Raw genomic sequence first — 15,471 nt, forward strand, 5'->3', positions numbered from 1 at the left:
CTGATGCGCCTCCCCCTCGCGCTGGTTCCGCTGTTGCTGCTCTGCTCCTCGGCTGCCCACGCCGACTACAGCGGCCATCCCAAGGCGGCGCCCCTGCTGGAGCGGCTGCGCGAAACCCACGGCTTCAGCGCCCGCGACCTCGACATGGTGCGCGGCGCCCTGGCACAGGCCCAGCGCCTGCCGCAGCTGGTGGAGATGGAGCAGAAGGCGCCCGAGCGCACCGAGACCTGGACGCGCTACTCGGCCCGCATCGACGAAAGCCGCATCACCGGCGGCCTGGCCCTGCTGCGCGACTACCAGCCCTTCCTCGACCGTGCCGAGGAGGAGTTCGGCGTGCCGCCGGCCGTGATCGCGGCCATCATGGGTATCGAGACCCGCTACGGCCGCATCACCGGCAACATCCGCGTGCTGGACGCCCTGGCCACGCAGGGTTTCGAGCACCCCACCCGCTCGGTGTTCTTCTCCAGCGAGCTGGAACAGTTCTTCGTGTTCTGCCGTGACTTCCGCAAGGACCCGACCAGCATCCGCGGCTCCTACGCCGGCGCCATGGGCGCCGCCCAGTTCATGCCCAGCAACTACCTGCGCCTGAGCCTGGACTACGACGGCAGCGGCGGCCGCGACCTGTGGACGCTGCCGGACGCGATCGGCTCGATCGGCCTGTACTTCAACCGCTACCGGCCGTCACAGGCCTGGCGCCGCGGCGAGCCCCTGGTGATTCCCGCCCGCCTGCTGGCGCCGCTGCCGCCGGGCACCGAGGTCAACGGCAAGGCCACCGCCTACAACGCCGGGGCCCTGCTGCGCGCCGGCTGGCTCGCCGTCGACGTCGAGCTGCCGCCGGACACGCCGGTGGGCATCATCCAGCTGCCGCTGGACGATGGCCGCTACGAGTACTGGCTGGCGCTGCACAATTTCTACACCGTGATGACCTACAACCCACGCACCTTCTACGCCATGGCGGTGACGCAGCTGGCGCAGCGCATCCAGCAGCGCCTCGCGGCGGAGGCGCCGTGAGGCTGCGCGCCGCGGGGGTCGCCCTGCTGTGCCTGCTGCTGACAGCCTGTGCGACCGCGCCGCCGGCGCCGCCGCACAAACCGCGCCGTATGCCGCCCCCGCCCCAGCAGCAGATGCCCCGGGTCTCCCGGACCCCCGGCCTGGCGCCGGACTACGTTCCCGGCGCGGCGCCGCTGAGCGAGCGCGACCGCGGCCCGGCGCTCGAGGAGATTCCCGAGGGCATCGAGCTGACCCCCGACGCGGTGCCGGTCGACGAACCGCGCAGCCGCTCCGGCAACTCGCCGGAGTACCAGGTGTTCGGCGAAACCTACCGCACGCTGGGCAAGGCCGGTGCCTTCCGCGAGCGCGGCCACGCTTCCTGGTACGGCAAGAAGTTCCATGGCCGCAAGACCGCCAGCGGCGAGATCTACAACATGTTCAAGATGACGGCGGCGCACAAGACGCTGCCGCTGCCGAGCTACGTGCGCGTCACCAACCTGGCCAACGGCAAGAGCACCGTGGTGCGCGTCAACGATCGCGGGCCCTTCCACAAGGGCCGCATCATCGACCTGTCCTATGCTGCCGCGGCCAAGCTCGACATCATCGACCACGGCGCGATGATGGTGGAGATCGAGGCCGTCACCGCCGGCGACACGCCGGTGACCGCGGTCGCCGATGCCGGTACGGCTGCGCCCGCGGCCGCGGTGACCGCGCCAGCGATACCGCCGCCGGCCCCGCGCGCAGAAGTCCGCGCCGCGCCTCCCACGCCGCAGGGCTGGCTGCAGATCGCCAGCTTCATCGATCCGATCAATGCCGTGTCGCTGCGCGAGGAACTGCAGGGCAAGGGCTTCGTCGGCACCAGCGTGATCACCACCGACCTCGGCGGGGAAACCCTGCACCGGGTCGTCGCCGGCCCCTTCCATGACGAAGCTTCGTCGCTGGACCTGCGCCGCCGGCTGCGCGGCCATGGATACGCCGCCGAATGGATGTCCCAGTGAGCGTAGCGAATAAACCTGCTGCGCGACCCGATCTTGCATCTCCGGTGCTCGCCGTACTTCAGTACGTCTCCGCTCCTCGATGCAAGCTCGGGCCGCTCGACACGGTTTCTTCGCTACGCTCGGAAAGTCCGCAGCAAAGAGACCACCGCTTTGCTGCACTGCGGTAAAATATGAACGCCCGTTACACGCACCTGGAAATCATGAAACGCCTGCTCGCCGCTCCCCTGTTGCTCCTGTCCCTGTCCCTGCATGCGGCGATTCCGGCGCCGCCGGCGCTGGAGGCGAGCAGCTTTGCGCTGCTGGATGCCGACAGCGGCGAGCTGCTGGCGGCCAGCAATCCCGACCTGCGCGTGGGGCCGGCGAGCATCACCAAGGTGATGACCGCCTATGTCGTGCTGGAGGAGATCCGCCAGGGCCACATGAAGCTGGAGGACACCGCCTTCGTGTCGGAGAAGGCCTGGCGCCAGGGCATCGATTCCTCGGAATCGCGCATGTTCGTGCAGGTCGGCACGCGCGTGTCGCTGGAAGCACTGCTGCATGGCGTGATCACGCAGTCCGGCAACGACGCCTCGGTGGTGCTGGCCGAGCACGTCGCCGGCAGCGAGGAGGCCTTCGCCGAGCTGATGAACCAGCAGGCGGGCAAGCTGGGCATGAAGAACACCCATTTCGCCAACGCCCCGGGCATGCCCGACGCGCAGCACTACAGCACCGCCCACGACCTGACCCTGCTGGGCCGTGCCCTGGTCCACAACTTCCCCGACCAGTACAAGTGGTTCTCGCTGCCGGACTACACCTACAACGGCATCACCCAGCCCAACCGCAACCTGCTGCTGAAGAAGGATCCCACGGTCGACGGCATCAAGACCGGCCACACCCTGGAAGCCGGCTACTGCCTGCTGGCCTCGGCCAAGCGCGACGGTCGCCGCCTGATCTCCGCGGTGATGGGCACCAAGAGCTGGGCCTACCGCGAGCAGGCCAGCCTGGAACTGCTCAACTGGGGCTTCCGCTTCTTCGAGAACGCGCAGCTGCTCGGCCCCACCAAGCCGGCCGGCAAGGTCCACGTCTGGAAGGGCGGCGCCGCCGAAGTTGAAGTGGGCGCGCTCAAGCCGATCGCCATCACCCTGCCGCGCGGCGACGCAGCCCGCGTCCAGGCCACCTGGCAGCAGGAGGGCGAGGCCATCGCGCCGTTCGCCGCCGGCCAGAAGCTCGGCACGCTGACCCTGACGCTGGACGGCAAGGTCCTGCGCACCGAGCCTCTGGTGGCGCTGAAGGACGTGCCCAAGGGCGGCTTCTGGCGCCGTTTGATCGACACGATCCGCTTGTGGTTTGCCTGATGACGAACCTTGTAGGAGCGGCTGTTAGCCGCGAAGGCCGGCCACTATCGATGACCGGCCTTCGCGGCTAACAGCCGCTCCTACTCCGTTTCCAGGCCACATGACCATCCCCAGCCTCATCGTCCGCCACCTCGGCCGCCGCGATTACGCGGAGGTCTTCGCCGAGCAGCGTGCCTTCACGGACGCGCGCAGACCCGATACGCCGGACGAACTGTGGTTCCTGGAGCATGACCCGGTGTTCACCCAGGGCCAGGCCGGCAAGCCGGAGCACCTGCTGCTGCCGGGCGATATCCCGGTGCTGCAGTCCGACCGCGGCGGCCAGGTGACCTACCACGGCCCCGGGCAGATCGTGGTCTACCTGCTGGTGGACCTGCGCCGCCTGGGGTATTCGATCCGCTCGCTGGTGACGCGCATCGAGCAGTCGCTGGTGGCGACGCTGGCGGTCTACGGCATCGCCGCCAATGCCGATCCGCAGGCGCCCGGCGTCTACGTCGACGGTGCCAAGATCGCCTCGCTGGGCCTGCGCGTGCGCCAGGGTTGCAGCTACCACGGCCTGTCGCTGAACGTGGACATGGACCTTGCACCGTTCTCGCGCATCAATCCCTGCGGCTACCAGGGCCTGTGCATGACCCAGGTCCGCGAACTCGGGGGACCGGCCGACCTGGCGGCGGTCGGCACCGAACTGGAGCGCCAGCTGCGCCGGCACCTCGACTCCCCCGATGGTGGGGTGTGACTTAGTGCCGTTTTGGCGGTGGCAAGGGCCCGGACTGGGCTAAAATACCCCCAGAAGCCGCCGTCACCGTGAACCGAACGGCGTTCGCGGTATCCAACAACAACCATGACGACCCCCACCCCTCAAGCCGATGTGCTGGTACGCGTGCGTGGCCTGCATTTCGGCCACGGCAGCCGCGTGATCTATGACGGCATCGACGTCGATATCCCGCGCGGCAAGGTCACTGCCATCATGGGGCCCTCCGGCACCGGCAAGACCACGCTGCTGCGACTGATCGGCGGCCAGTGGCGCCCCAAGGCCGGCACCGTGGAGTTCGACGGTACCGACGTGCACCGCCTGGGCCGCAGCGAGCTCTACGAGCAGCGCAAGCGCATGGGCATGCTGTTCCAGAACGGCGCCCTGCTGACCGACCTCAACGTCTTCGACAATGTCGCCTACCCGCTGCGCGAGCACACGAAGCTGCCGGAGTCGCTGATCCGTGACCTGGTACTGATGAAGCTGCAGGCCGTGGGCCTGCGCGGCGCGCGCGATCTCTGGGTGTCGCAGCTGTCCGGCGGCATGGCGCGGCGCGTGGCACTGGCGCGTGCGATCGCGCTGGACCCGGAAATGGTCATGTACGACGAGCCCTTCGCCGGCCAGGATCCGATCACCATGGGCGTGCTGATGCGCCTGATCCGTACGCTCAACGATGCGCTGGGGCTGACCTCCATCGTGGTGTCGCACGACATCCAGGAAGTGCTGTCGATCGCCGACCGTGCCTACGTGATCGCGGACGGCAAGATCGCCGCGCACGGAACGCCGGCCGAACTGCGCGTGCACCCCTCACCCTGGGTCCAGCAGTTCCTGTCCGGCGCCGACGACGGCCCGGTCAGCTTCCACATGAAGGCGCCCGACTACGCCGCCGACCTGATGAGGGATGCCCGGTGATCCCTCGATACGCGACTCCGCTGCGCTCCGGGCGCTACTCGGGACGAACGGGTAACCGGCCATGACTGCAGCTATTGAGATCATCGCAGGCTTCCTCGCCGGCCTCGGCCGCGCGCAGTTCTTCCTGCTCAGCGTCCTCGGCGGTGTGCCGGCGGCGCTGGCGCGCCCACGCCTGGTCGTGCAGCAGCTCTACATGGTCGGCGCGCTGTCGCTGATCATCATCGTCATTTCCGGCAGCTTCATCGGCATGGTGCTGGCACTGCAGGGCTACCGCACCCTGGTGCGCTTCGGTGCCGAGGATTCGCTGGGCGTGCTGGTGACGCTGTCGATCATCCGCGAGCTGGGCCCGGTGGTGACCGGCCTGCTGTTCGCCGGCCGCGCCGGCTCGGCGCTGGCCGCGGAGATCGGCCTCATGAAGGCCACCGACCAGCTGTCGGCCATGGAAATGATGGCCACCGACCCGATCAAGCGCGTGATCGCGCCGCGCTTCATCGCCGGCGTCATCGCGGTGCCGCTGCTGACCGCGATCTTCTGCGTGATGGCGATCGGCATCGCCGGCGGCCACGCCATCGGCGTGGACCTGCTGGGCGTGGATGCCGGCAGCTACTGGTCGCAGATCCGCGCCAGCGTCGAACCCTCCGACATCGAGCAGATGCTGATCAAGGCGACGGTATTCGGCTTCACCGTCAGCTGGATCGCGGTCTACCAGGGCTACCATGCCGACCCCACCTCGGAGGGCGTGTCGCGCGCCACCACCGGGACCGTGGTGGTGTCCTCCCTGGCGATCCTGGCCCTGGACTTCGTCCTGACGGCGTTCATGTTCCGTTAAACAGCCCCGGCATACATTCAGAGTACAAACATGCAATCGAGAGCGCTGGAAATACTGGTTGGTTTCTTCGTCTGCCTGGGCGTGGCCGCGGTGTTCGTGCTGACCTTCCGCGTCGCCAGCCTGGACGCCGTCGGCAATGGCGAGGGCTACAAGGTCACGGCGATGTTCGAGAACATCGGCGGCCTCAAGGCGGGTTCGGCAGTGACGCTTGCGGGCGTCAAGATCGGCCGCGTGCAGGGCATCGCGATCGATCCGGACACCTTCGAGGCGGTGGCGACGCTGTACATCAACAAGAACTACAGCACGCTGCCGGAAGACAGCTCCGCCAAGATCCTCACGGCGGGCCTGCTCGGCGAACAGTACATCGGACTGGAGGTGGGCGGCGCCGAGGAGCCGCTCAAGGAAGGCAGCCGCATCAAGTCCACCCAGTCCGCGCTGGTACTGGAAAACCTGATCGGCCAGTTCCTCACCAACATGGCCTCGCGCAGCAATGACAGCGCGAACAACGCACAGAAGCAGCAGGAGTAAGGCAGCAATGATCAAGCAATGGATGACGGTAGTGGTGGCGGCCCTGGGCTTGGCCGTGTCGGTGCAGGCCGTGGCCGCGCCCAAGGCTCCGGACGAGACCCTGAAGACGGCGGTGGCCGAGATCCAGGACCTCCTGGCCAAGAACCACGTCAAGTACAAGGCCGACAAGACCAGCTACTTCAAGATGGTGGACGACAAGATCGTGCCGCACTTCGACGTGCCGTACATCGCGCGCAGCGTGCTGGCGCGCAACTGGAAGACCGCCAGCCCCGAGCAGCAGGCCCGCTTCCAGGAAGCGTTCAAGAACATGCTGATCCGCTCCTATGCCGACGCCATGCTCGACAACTACGACTCGATCAAGGTCGAGTGGAAGCCGGTGCGCATGGCCGACGCCGCCACCGACGCCACGGTCAACTCCAGCCTGCTGCGCCCGGGCAAGCCGCCGGTGGGCATCGGCTTCTCGATGCACCTGGTGAGCGATGAGTGGAAGATCACCGACATCAACATCGAGAACCTGTCGCTGGTGCAGAATTTCCGCGGCCAGTTCGTCGCCGAGCTGAAGAAGAGCAATCTCGACAGCCTGATCACGCGCATGGAAGGCGGCCAGTACTCCACCGCCACGCCCAGCAGCAAGGGTGCGGCCAAGCCGTGAGCGGCCTGCCGGAAAAGCTCGACCTGCACAGCGTGCCAGGGCTGATGCCGCGGGCCGACATGCTGGCCGCCAGTGGTACCCTGGACCTGTCCGGCGTGCGCCAGGTGGACAGCGCCGGCGTTGCCTTCCTGGTGGAACTGCAGCGTCGCGCCCGGCGCCAGCAGCGCGACCTGTCCTACACCGGTGCCGGCGAGCGCCTGCGGCGCCTGGCGGCTTTCTTCGAAGTGGACACTCTGCTGAAACTGGCGTGAGTGTGGCTGCACGGCCGCGGGGGGCGGCGTTGCGATGCGTATCCAACTGATTGCCGCGGTATTGCTGTTGACGGGCTGCGCCCATAGCCCGAGCTATGACCCGCAGGACCCGCTGGAACCGATGAACCGGCGCGTCTACGCCTTCAACCAGAAGGTGGACCAGTACGTCGCCAAGCCGCTGGCCGAAACCTATGTTGCCGCGACGCCGGACGAATTCCGCAGCGGCATCCATAACTTCCTGAGCAACCTGGCCTACGTGCGGGTCATTGCCAACGACCTGCTGCAGGCCAAGTTCGTCATTGCCGGGCGTGACAGCACGCGCCTGCTGATGAACACGACCTTCGGCCTGGCCGGCTTCCTGGATCCGGCGACCCTGGTCGGCCTGGAGCGCCGCAGCGAGGACTTTGGCCAGACCCTGGGCTACTGGGGCGTGGGAGAGGGTTGGTTCCTGATGTTGCCCTTCCTGGGGCCGACCACCAATCGCGACCTGGTCGGCCAGGGCGGTGACTATTTCACCAACCCGATGGAACTGGCCGACATTGAGGGGCGGCGCTCGCTGGCCTACCAGGGAATGACGCTGGTGGATCTGCGCAGCAGCCTGCTCGGCACCGAGGGCGTGCTGCGCGAACAGTTCGACCCCTACGTCTTCCTGCGCGGCATCTACCTGCAGCGCCGCCAGAACCTGATCTACGACGGCAACCCGCCGCCGGAAGACGACTTCGAGGACGAGGACGAGGGCAAGAGCGGCTAGCAGCCAGATGGTGGTTTGTAGATGGTGGGGAAGAACTCCGATGTCGGCGTTCCTGCTTTTACCCTCTACCCGCGACCATCAACCATTCGCTGTTGCCGCTCAGTCGGCCGCCTCGACGCGGCTCATCCGCTGGCGGCGGCTTTCGCGGTACTGCACCGGGGTGATGCCGGACCAGCGCTTGAAGGCGCGGTAGAAGGTGCTGGGTTCGGAGAAGCCGGTGAGGTAGACGATGTTCTCGATCGGCTCGTCGGTGGAGCGCAGCAGCTTGCGCGCCAGGGCGTAGCGGAAGTCGGCCAGCACCTGGCTGAAGCTGGTCCCGGCACGCGACAACTCGAAGCGCAGGCGCCGAGTCGGCACGCCCAGCTCCCGCGCCACGTCCTCCAGGTCGCACTTGTCCAGCTCCAGGCGCTGCGAGAACACCTTGCGGATGCCTTCGATCAGGTCCTGGCGCTTGAGGTTGGACAGGCGCTTCTCGGCCAGTTCCTCGTGCAGCTTGAGCAGGTCGGGATCCCAGCGCGGCGAGCGGTAGCCCAGCAGCCGGGCGTCGAACCAGATCTCGCTCTCGGGCGCATCGAACTCCACCGGGCAACCGAATACCTTCTCGTAGTCGGCCTGGTCGATGCGGCGCGAGAAGCGCAGGCGCACCTTCTGCGGGGCGAAGTTGCGGTCGGTCACCGACTTGGAGAAGGCGATCAGCTCGTAGAGCACGCAGATTTCGGTATGGCGCAGCTGCGGGGCGTCCAGGGCCCCGCCCTGCACCACCGCCCGCGAGCCCTGGGTATCCTGGACGATGCGCAGGTTCATGGCGTCGCTGAGCAGGCGCAGGTACTTCAGCGACCGGCCGACCCCCTCGCCGAGGGTCTGGCTGCTGAAGATCAGGTACTCCAGCACCTCGCCGTGGAACACCGGCAGGTGCGGGCAGAGGTGCAGGCCCACCTCGGGATCGCCGCTGACCTGCTCCACCACCTGCCAGAACAGGGTCTGCAGGGCGTGCTCGGTGCGGATCTCGCGCAGGGGCAGCTTCTCGGCGTGGTAGCCGAGTTGCCGGTAGATCGTGTCCACGTCCAGCCCGGCCTTGACCATCCCGGTATGGATGATCTGGAGCAGTTGCCCCGAATCCTTCATCAGCTCGTCTCCATCCCTGACTCCCTGCGTCGCGCGCCACCCGGCAGGACAGCCGGGAGCCATGCAGCGACTGCGGTAGCGTTAATAGGCCTCATGGGCAATTTCTTCATTCTAGTGCTTGTCTGGCATCGGCCGCACAACCGGACCAGGGGGTGAGGGGCACGTTGTCAATTCCATCGTCGGATGGCATGTTAGCCTGCATTACAGCGGCACATAAATAAGCAGGCGTGCTCCGGAGGGGAGACATGATGAGGAAAGCCCGTTGGTACGCGGCCGTCCTGGCCGTGCTGTGCGCCCCGGCCCAGGCCGTGGATTTCGAGTTGGGAGACTTCGAGGGGGCCTGGAAGAACGTCGTGTCGGTAGGCGCCGCGATGCGCATGCAGAACCGCTCCGACGAACTGCTGGGCAAGCTCAACGTCCCCGGACAGCAGGATCTCTGCCGGGCCGACGACTGCGTCTCGCTGGAGGGCGATCCCGCCCCCAACCAGCGGCTGGTGGACGCCAGGGGCGCGTTCTTCGGCCACAACGGCGACAACGGCAACCTCAACTACGACCGCTACGACATCGTCGCGGCCACCACCAAGCTCAACACCGACCTGACGATCCGCAACGGCGAATGGCTGGCCCGCCTGCATGCGGTGGGATACTTCGATCCGGTCAACGCCGGGTTCATGGAAACCCACAACGACACCGAGTACCAGCCGCGCCATACGCGCCGCAACGGCGAGGTCCAGGACCTCTATGCCGCCGGCATCAACCTCTACGACGCCTACCTGCAGTACGGCTTCACCTGGGGCGAGCGCTCCGGTGCCATCACCGTCGGCAGCCAGGTGGTGCGCTGGGGCGAAAGCACGCTGGTGGCACTCAACAGCATCTCCGAGATCAACCCGCCGGACGCCAACTTCCTGCGCATGCCGGGCGGCGAGTTCAACGAGATCTTCCAGCCGGTGCCGGCCGTGGTGATCTCCACCGACCTGTTCGAAGGCGTGTCGATGGAGCTGTTCTACCAGCTGCTGTGGCGCCCGGTGATTCCCGATGCCAGCGGCAGCTTCTTCTCCGACAGCGACATCGTCGGCGGCGGCAGCGAGGCCGTCATCAGCCTCGGGCAGTTCGGCGAGGACCCGGACCGGCAGCGCGTGTTCCACAACAGCACCGTGCGCGCGCTGAGCAGCACCACCACCTCGGTCAACGTGCGCGAGGAAGACCCCAGCGACTCGGGGCAATACGGCCTGCGCCTGAACTATTTCGCCGACTGGCTCAACGACGGCACGGAACTGGGCCTCTACTTCCTGAACTATCACAGCCGCCTGCCCTACGGCTCGCTGCACGCCACCGACGATTCCTGTGCCCGCGACTCGCTGACCGTGGCCGCGGCCCTGGTCGATTGCAAGGGCTTCAATGGCGACCTGCCCAACCCGCTCTACGGCCAGGGCCTGGAACCGCTGCCGATCGACACGCTGGACGTGTTCCTGCAGTACCCGGAAGACATCCAGATGGTCGGCATCAGCTTCAACACCAACATCGGCAGCTGGTCGCTGGCCGGCGAGTATTCCTTCCGCCCGAACCTGCCGCTGCAGGTGCAGCTGGCCGACCTGGTGCTGGGCGGCGTGCAGCCGGCGTTCCCGGCGAACCAGCTGGCGATCCTGCAGACGCCCGCCGGCGTCAACGACATCGAGACCCTGACGCAACTGATCCAGCAGGCGGTCCAGGGCGGCACCGCGGTCAATCCGGCGGCGATACCCGGGCTGCTGCTGGCCCTGCCCGGCCTGCTCAACGATGTGCTGCCGGCCGCCGAGGACGCGGTGCCGAGCTTCGTCGTACGCTATCGCGGCATCGACCGCGTGGGGGCCAACCAGTACCTGCGCGGCTGGGAGCGCCTGCACGTCGGCCAGTTCGACTTCACCGCGATCCGCGCCGTCTCCGACACGCTGGGTGCCGACCAGATCATCTTCATCGGCGAGGTCGGCGGCACGCAGGTGTTCGACATGCCCTCCAAGCGCGAGCTGCAGTTCGAAACCTTCTACCCGAACGCCACCACCGCCTCGCCCGGCCAGGACGGCAGCGGCCAGCCCAACGGCCAGCCGCCGCCCTCCGCGACGCTGGTCCCGACGCAGCAGCGCAAGGGCTTCGCCGACGACTTCGCCTGGGGCCTGCGCTCGCTGATCCGCATGGAATACAACGACGTGATCTTCGGCTGGAACTTCAAGCCGTCCTTCGTGCTGACCTGGGACGTGCACGGCACCGCGCCCTTCCCGATCCAGAACTTCGTCGAGGGCCGCAAGGAATTCGCCGCGGGCACCGACATCAACTTCACCCAGGAACTGACCGGCCGCGTGCTGTATGGCTGGTTCACCGGCGCGGGCGAGGCGAATACGCGGCGCGATCGCGATTACATGGCGATGAGTGTGTCGTACGCGTTTTAGAAGGTGCGTCGCTTTGCAATGGCTTGATGAGCACAGCGAATGCTTTTGATGGTCCGGGTTCCCTCGTAGCGGCGCCCGCACAGGGGTCGGGCGCAGGGGTCGAGCCGGACAGGAGGTCCGGCCGAGGACACGCAGGCCATGGATGGCCTGTGTGTCCGACCCCTCGGCGACCGACCACTGGGCGGGGAACCCCGCTTCAGCGGGGCGCCGATACAAGGGTACGTTTTCTTTTGGTTACTTTTCTTTGACGTATATCAAAGAAAAGTGACTCGCCCTTGGGCGAAACAAACCTCCAAGGATCCGCAGCTCCTGACCGGCGTAGTCGCCGGCGTTACCGAGCAGGTCGAACCACCAGGTCGCGAGCAAGCTCGCTCCTACCATTCCGGCAACGGGGTGGGCGTCCGAAAGGACGCAGCACGTCCCTCGATACACCGCTACGCGGCACTCGGGATGAACGGTTCGGTTGGAGATCAACGAAAAAGCCCTGCATTCGCGCCTCTCCCGCCGGCGGGAGAGGGAGACAAAAAAAGAGGCCCGCATAAGCGGGCCGAATGGGCTGAGAGGGTAAAACAGGATCAGTGGTTGAGCTGCGGCGTCGCCTTCGCCACCGGGGCGTGCTTCTTCGACAGGTCATGCCCGATGTACAGGTACATCGCTGGCACCACGTAGAGCGTGAACAGCGTGCCGAGCGTCATGCCCGCCGCGATCACCAGGCCCATCGAGAAACGGGCGGCAGTGCCGGGGCCCGAGGACAGCAGCAGCGGCACCATGCCGATCACCAGCGCCGCGGTGGTCATCAGCACCGGGCGCAGACGCACCGAGGTGGCCTCCTCGATCGCCTCGCGCTTGCTCAGGCCGCGCTCCTGCAGCTTGTTGGCGAACTCCACGATCAGGATGCCGTGCTTGGAGATCACGCCGATCAGCGTGATCAGGCCCACCCAGGTGTAGATGTTCAGTGTCATGCCGGGCAAGGCCGTCAGCTGCATGCCGTTGGTGATGGCAAAGATGTTCAGCACCAGCAGCGCGCCGCAGACCGCCATCGGCACCGTCACCAGGATCACCAGCGGATCGCGGAAGGACTCGAACTGCGCGGCCAGCACCAGGTAGATGATGATCAGCGCGAAGCCGAAGGTCACCAGCAGCGCCGAACCCTCGGTCTTGTACTGGCGCGACGGACCGGCGTAGTCGATCTGGAAGCCGGCCGGCATCACCTCGGCGGCGATGTCCTCGAGGATCTTCAGCGCCTCGCCCTGCGTCACGTCAGGACGCGGCACCGCGATGATGGTGTTGGAGTTGAGCTGCTGCGCATGCTCGATCGAGCGCGGCACGATGCGCGAGCTGATCTTCACCAGCGTCGAGATCGGGATCAGCTCGCCGTTGGAGGCACGGGTGTAGTAGCCCTCCAGCTGGGCCGGGTTCAGGCGATCGCCGCGCTCCACCTGCTGGATCACCTTGTAGGAGCGATCCTCGTAGGAGAAGCGGTTGACCTCGCCGCCCGCCAGCAGCGCCGACAGGTCGGCCGACATCTGCGCCATGTCCACGCCCAGCAGCGCGGCCTTGTCGCGGTCGATCTCGATCACCGCCTCGGGGCGGTCGATGCGCAGGCGCGGGGCGACGTAGAAGAATTTCTTCTGCGCCAGCGCGCGCTGGATGATCTCGTCGCCGACGCGCGCCATCGTCACCGGGTCGGAAGTGGACTTGAGCACGAACTCCACCGGGTAGCCCTGACCGGGCGTCGGCAGCGGCGGCGGCTGCAGGCCGGCCCAGCGGATGCCGGCGACCTTGTCCATGTCCGGCTGCATCTCGGCCAGGATGTCCTTGGTGGCCGTCTTCCGGTCCGCCCAGGGCTTCATCACCATGCCCATGAAGGCTTGGTTGGTGTCCATCACGAAGGTGAAGATATGGTCCAGCTCGGGATGCTTGAGCGCGACCTTCTGCACCGCCGAGAAGTACTCGTCCATGTACTCCTGCGTGGCATAGCCGTCGGTCTCGCTGATCGAGAAGGCAAAGCCAAGGTCCTCTTCCGGCGCCAGCTCGCCCTGGGTGCCCATCATCAGCAGGATCGAGAACACGAACATCAGCGCACCGAACACCAGGATCACCAGGCGGGTGTCCATGGCGCCGTGCAGGCGCGTCTTGAAGGCGTTGCGCCACTGCTCGAAGCGCTCGTCGAGCCAGGCGGCCAGGCGGTTGTCCTCGGCACCCTCACCGTGCGTGGGCTTGAGGATGCGCGCGCACATCATGGGTGTCAGCGTCAGGGCGATGATGCCCGACACCAGCACGCTGCCCGCCAGGGTGAAGGCGAATTCCTTGAACAGGGTACCGGTGATGCCACCGAGGAAGGCGATCGGCGCGTACACCGCCAGCAGCGTGACGGTCATCGACACGACCGGCCCCACCAGTTCGCGGGCGCCCTTGATCGACGCATCGTAGGGCTTCATGCCCTCCTCAATATGGCGATGGATGTTCTCCATCACGATGATCGCGTCGTCCACCACCATGCCGATCGCCAGCACCATCGCCAGCAGCGTCAGCAGGTTGATGGTGAAACCCATCAGCATCATGATGAACAGGCCGCCGATCAGCGACAGCGGCACGGTGATCGCGGGGATCAGCGAGTTCCGCATCGAACCCAGGAACAGGAAGATCACCATGATGACGATCAGCACCGCCTCGACCAGGGTCTTGACCACCTCGCTGATCGCCTCCTTGATGTAGATCGTGGAGTCGTAGCCGATCTCGGCCTTGAGGCCTTCCGGCAGGGCCTTGAGCATGCCCGGCCACATGTCGTTGACCGCCTTGGTCACGTCGAGCACGTTGGCATCGGGGCGGATCTTGATGGCGACGAACAGGGCCGGGTCGCCGTCCCAGCCGGCGCCGCCCTCGTAGGTCTCGGAGCCGAGGATGACGTTGGCGATATCGGCCAGGCGCACGACCGTGTTGCCGTCGGCCTTGATGACCAGCTGGCGGAACTGCTCGGTGGTGCGCAGGTCGGTTTGCGCGGACAAGCCGATCTTGACGAAATTGCCCTTGGTCTCGCCCACTGCGGACAGCACGTTCTGCTGGCGGATGCGCGTATAGACTTCGCCGGCCGTGAGATTGTGCGCGGCCAGGCGATCGGGCTTGAGCCAGATGCGCATGGCGTAGGTACGGGCGCCCTGCAGCTCCGCGCGCTCGATGCCGGGGATCGCGGCCAGCTGCGGCTCGACGATGCGGCTCAGGTAGTCGGTGATCTGGCTCTTGTCGAGCACCTGCGAGGAGTACGTCAGGTACATCGCCGCCGTACCGCCACCCTCGGCGACCGAGATGATGGCGTCTTCCGAACCCTCCGGCATCTGGCTGCGCAGCTTGGCAACCTTGGCCGAGATTTCGGTCATGGCCTCGGCCGGGTCCTTGGTCATGCGCAGGTTGGCGGTGATCGTGCTGATGCCCGCCGCGCTGGTGGAGGTCAGGAAGTCGATGCCGTCGGCGGTGGCGATCTCGCGCTCCAGCGGCGTGGTGACGAAGCCTTCGACCAGTGCGGGGTCGGCGCCCGGGTAGGCCACCGTGACCAGCAGCTGCGCGTTCTGCAGGAAGGGATACTCGCGCACGGTCAGGTTGAAGAAGGCGCGCAGGCCCAGCAGCAGGATGACCAGGCTGATGACGGTCGCCAGGACCGGTCGCTTGATGAAGATGTCGGTGAAGTTCATGTCACACCTGCTTGGTTCTGGGTTGCTGCCCGAGGCAGCAACCGATACGTCTGGTACGGCTTTGCAGCTCTACGGCCTGGGCCGGTTACTGGGATCGCCATCCATGGCAAGTCCCTCCCCGCCCGCGTTTGACTTAACTCGCAGTGACATCGAGTCACTCCTCGCCGTGGCCAAACGCTCCATGTGCGGGCCTGAAACCGCCGAGCGGATGTCCACTGGACATCCGCTAGCTCCGGCGGTT

At 66.6% G+C, this 15,471-nt stretch carries 13 protein-coding genes; 11 read left to right on the forward strand and 2 right to left on the reverse strand.

Annotated features, from left to right (window positions below; genetic code table 11):
- The first annotated feature begins 3 nt into the window (after positions 1–3).
- The 10 genes from D0B54_RS17090 (at position 4) to D0B54_RS17135 (ending at position 7,993) form a co-directional block, all read left to right on the forward strand.
- Positions 4–1,011, forward strand: coding sequence for a lytic murein transglycosylase (locus D0B54_RS17090; protein WP_117292472.1), 1,008 nt, complete (start codon positions 4–6; stop codon positions 1,009–1,011).
- Positions 1,008–1,988 carry a septal ring lytic transglycosylase RlpA family protein gene (locus D0B54_RS25010; protein ID WP_162932497.1) on the forward strand — a complete coding sequence of 327 codons (981 nt, stop codon included), beginning with the start codon at positions 1,008–1,010 and terminating at the stop codon, positions 1,986–1,988. The genes D0B54_RS17090 and D0B54_RS25010 overlap by 4 nt, the downstream gene beginning before the upstream one ends.
- Positions 1,989–2,188: 200 nt before the next feature.
- Positions 2,189–3,322 (forward strand): D-alanyl-D-alanine carboxypeptidase family protein, encoded by a 1,134-nt coding sequence (locus D0B54_RS17100; RefSeq protein WP_117295335.1) that lies wholly within the window; start codon positions 2,189–2,191, stop codon positions 3,320–3,322.
- A 100-nt stretch (positions 3,323–3,422) separates the two neighbouring features.
- Positions 3,423–4,055 (forward strand): lipoyl(octanoyl) transferase LipB, encoded by a 633-nt coding sequence (gene lipB, locus D0B54_RS17105; protein ID WP_117292473.1) that lies wholly within the window; start codon positions 3,423–3,425, stop codon positions 4,053–4,055.
- A gap of 105 nt (positions 4,056–4,160) precedes the next feature.
- Entirely contained in the window at positions 4,161–4,982 is an 822-nt protein-coding gene (locus D0B54_RS17110) for an ABC transporter ATP-binding protein (RefSeq protein WP_117292474.1), read from the forward strand.
- A gap of 61 nt (positions 4,983–5,043) precedes the next feature.
- Complete coding sequence (mlaE, locus tag D0B54_RS17115) at positions 5,044–5,811, forward strand: lipid asymmetry maintenance ABC transporter permease subunit MlaE (RefSeq protein ID WP_117292475.1); 768 nt, start codon at positions 5,044–5,046, stop codon at positions 5,809–5,811.
- A 30-nt stretch (positions 5,812–5,841) separates the two neighbouring features.
- On the forward strand, positions 5,842–6,339 hold the full coding sequence (gene mlaD, locus D0B54_RS17120; protein WP_117292476.1) for an outer membrane lipid asymmetry maintenance protein MlaD: 498 nt from the start codon (positions 5,842–5,844) through the stop codon (positions 6,337–6,339).
- 7 nt (positions 6,340–6,346) lie between these two features.
- Positions 6,347–6,991: an MlaC/ttg2D family ABC transporter substrate-binding protein gene (locus D0B54_RS17125; RefSeq protein ID WP_162932498.1), complete on the forward strand. Its 645-nt coding sequence runs from the start codon at positions 6,347–6,349 to the stop codon at positions 6,989–6,991.
- Positions 6,988–7,242, forward strand: coding sequence for an STAS domain-containing protein (locus D0B54_RS17130; protein ID WP_117292478.1), 255 nt, complete (start codon positions 6,988–6,990; stop codon positions 7,240–7,242). The genes D0B54_RS17125 and D0B54_RS17130 overlap by 4 nt, the downstream gene beginning before the upstream one ends.
- Before the next feature lie 34 nt (positions 7,243–7,276).
- A complete protein-coding gene (locus D0B54_RS17135; RefSeq protein ID WP_117292479.1) occupies positions 7,277–7,993 on the forward strand; it encodes an MlaA family lipoprotein in 717 nt (238 codons plus the stop codon).
- Positions 7,994–8,092: 99 nt separating this feature from the next.
- Here the strand turns inward: D0B54_RS17135 and D0B54_RS17140 are convergent, their stop codons facing one another.
- Positions 8,093–9,118, reverse strand: a complete 1,026-nt coding sequence (locus D0B54_RS17140; RefSeq protein WP_117292480.1) for an AraC family transcriptional regulator — start codon at positions 9,116–9,118, stop codon at positions 8,093–8,095.
- Between the two features lie 248 nt (positions 9,119–9,366).
- Between D0B54_RS17140 and D0B54_RS17145 the strand changes: the two genes are divergently transcribed.
- Complete coding sequence (locus tag D0B54_RS17145) at positions 9,367–11,541, forward strand: DUF1302 domain-containing protein (protein WP_162932499.1); 2,175 nt, start codon at positions 9,367–9,369, stop codon at positions 11,539–11,541.
- A 575-nt stretch (positions 11,542–12,116) separates the two neighbouring features.
- On the opposite strand, the gene D0B54_RS17150 is transcribed toward D0B54_RS17145, so the two are convergent.
- Positions 12,117–15,230 (reverse strand): efflux RND transporter permease subunit, encoded by a 3,114-nt coding sequence (locus tag D0B54_RS17150; protein WP_117292482.1) that lies wholly within the window; start codon positions 15,228–15,230, stop codon positions 12,117–12,119.
- Positions 15,231–15,471 lie beyond the last annotated feature (241 nt).

Origin of the sequence: Solimonas sp. K1W22B-7 (assembly GCF_003428335.1) — a bacterium.
GTDB lineage: Bacteria > Pseudomonadota > Gammaproteobacteria > Nevskiales > Nevskiaceae > Solimonas_A.

Bases quoted from the DNA above. Each gene is read 5' to 3' on its own strand.
- D0B54_RS17150 (WP_117292482.1), bottom strand. From the start codon at position 15,230: ATGAACTTCACCGACATCTTCATCAAGCGACCGGTCCTGGCGACCGTC.
- D0B54_RS17090 (WP_117292472.1), top strand. From the start codon at position 4: ATGCGCCTCCCCCTCGCGCTGGTTCCGCTGTTGCTGCTCTGCTCCTCG.
- D0B54_RS17110 (WP_117292474.1), top strand. From the start codon at position 4,161: ATGACGACCCCCACCCCTCAAGCCGATGTGCTGGTACGCGTGCGTGGC.
- lipB (WP_117292473.1), top strand. From the start codon at position 3,423: ATGACCATCCCCAGCCTCATCGTCCGCCACCTCGGCCGCCGCGATTAC.
- D0B54_RS17100 (WP_117295335.1), top strand. From the start codon at position 2,189: ATGAAACGCCTGCTCGCCGCTCCCCTGTTGCTCCTGTCCCTGTCCCTG.
- D0B54_RS17145 (WP_162932499.1), top strand. From the start codon at position 9,367: ATGAGGAAAGCCCGTTGGTACGCGGCCGTCCTGGCCGTGCTGTGCGCC.
- mlaE (WP_117292475.1), top strand. From the start codon at position 5,044: ATGACTGCAGCTATTGAGATCATCGCAGGCTTCCTCGCCGGCCTCGGC.
- mlaD (WP_117292476.1), top strand. From the start codon at position 5,842: ATGCAATCGAGAGCGCTGGAAATACTGGTTGGTTTCTTCGTCTGCCTG.
- D0B54_RS17125 (WP_162932498.1), top strand. From the start codon at position 6,347: ATGATCAAGCAATGGATGACGGTAGTGGTGGCGGCCCTGGGCTTGGCC.
- D0B54_RS17140 (WP_117292480.1), bottom strand. From the start codon at position 9,118: ATGAAGGATTCGGGGCAACTGCTCCAGATCATCCATACCGGGATGGTC.
- D0B54_RS17135 (WP_117292479.1), top strand. From the start codon at position 7,277: ATGCGTATCCAACTGATTGCCGCGGTATTGCTGTTGACGGGCTGCGCC.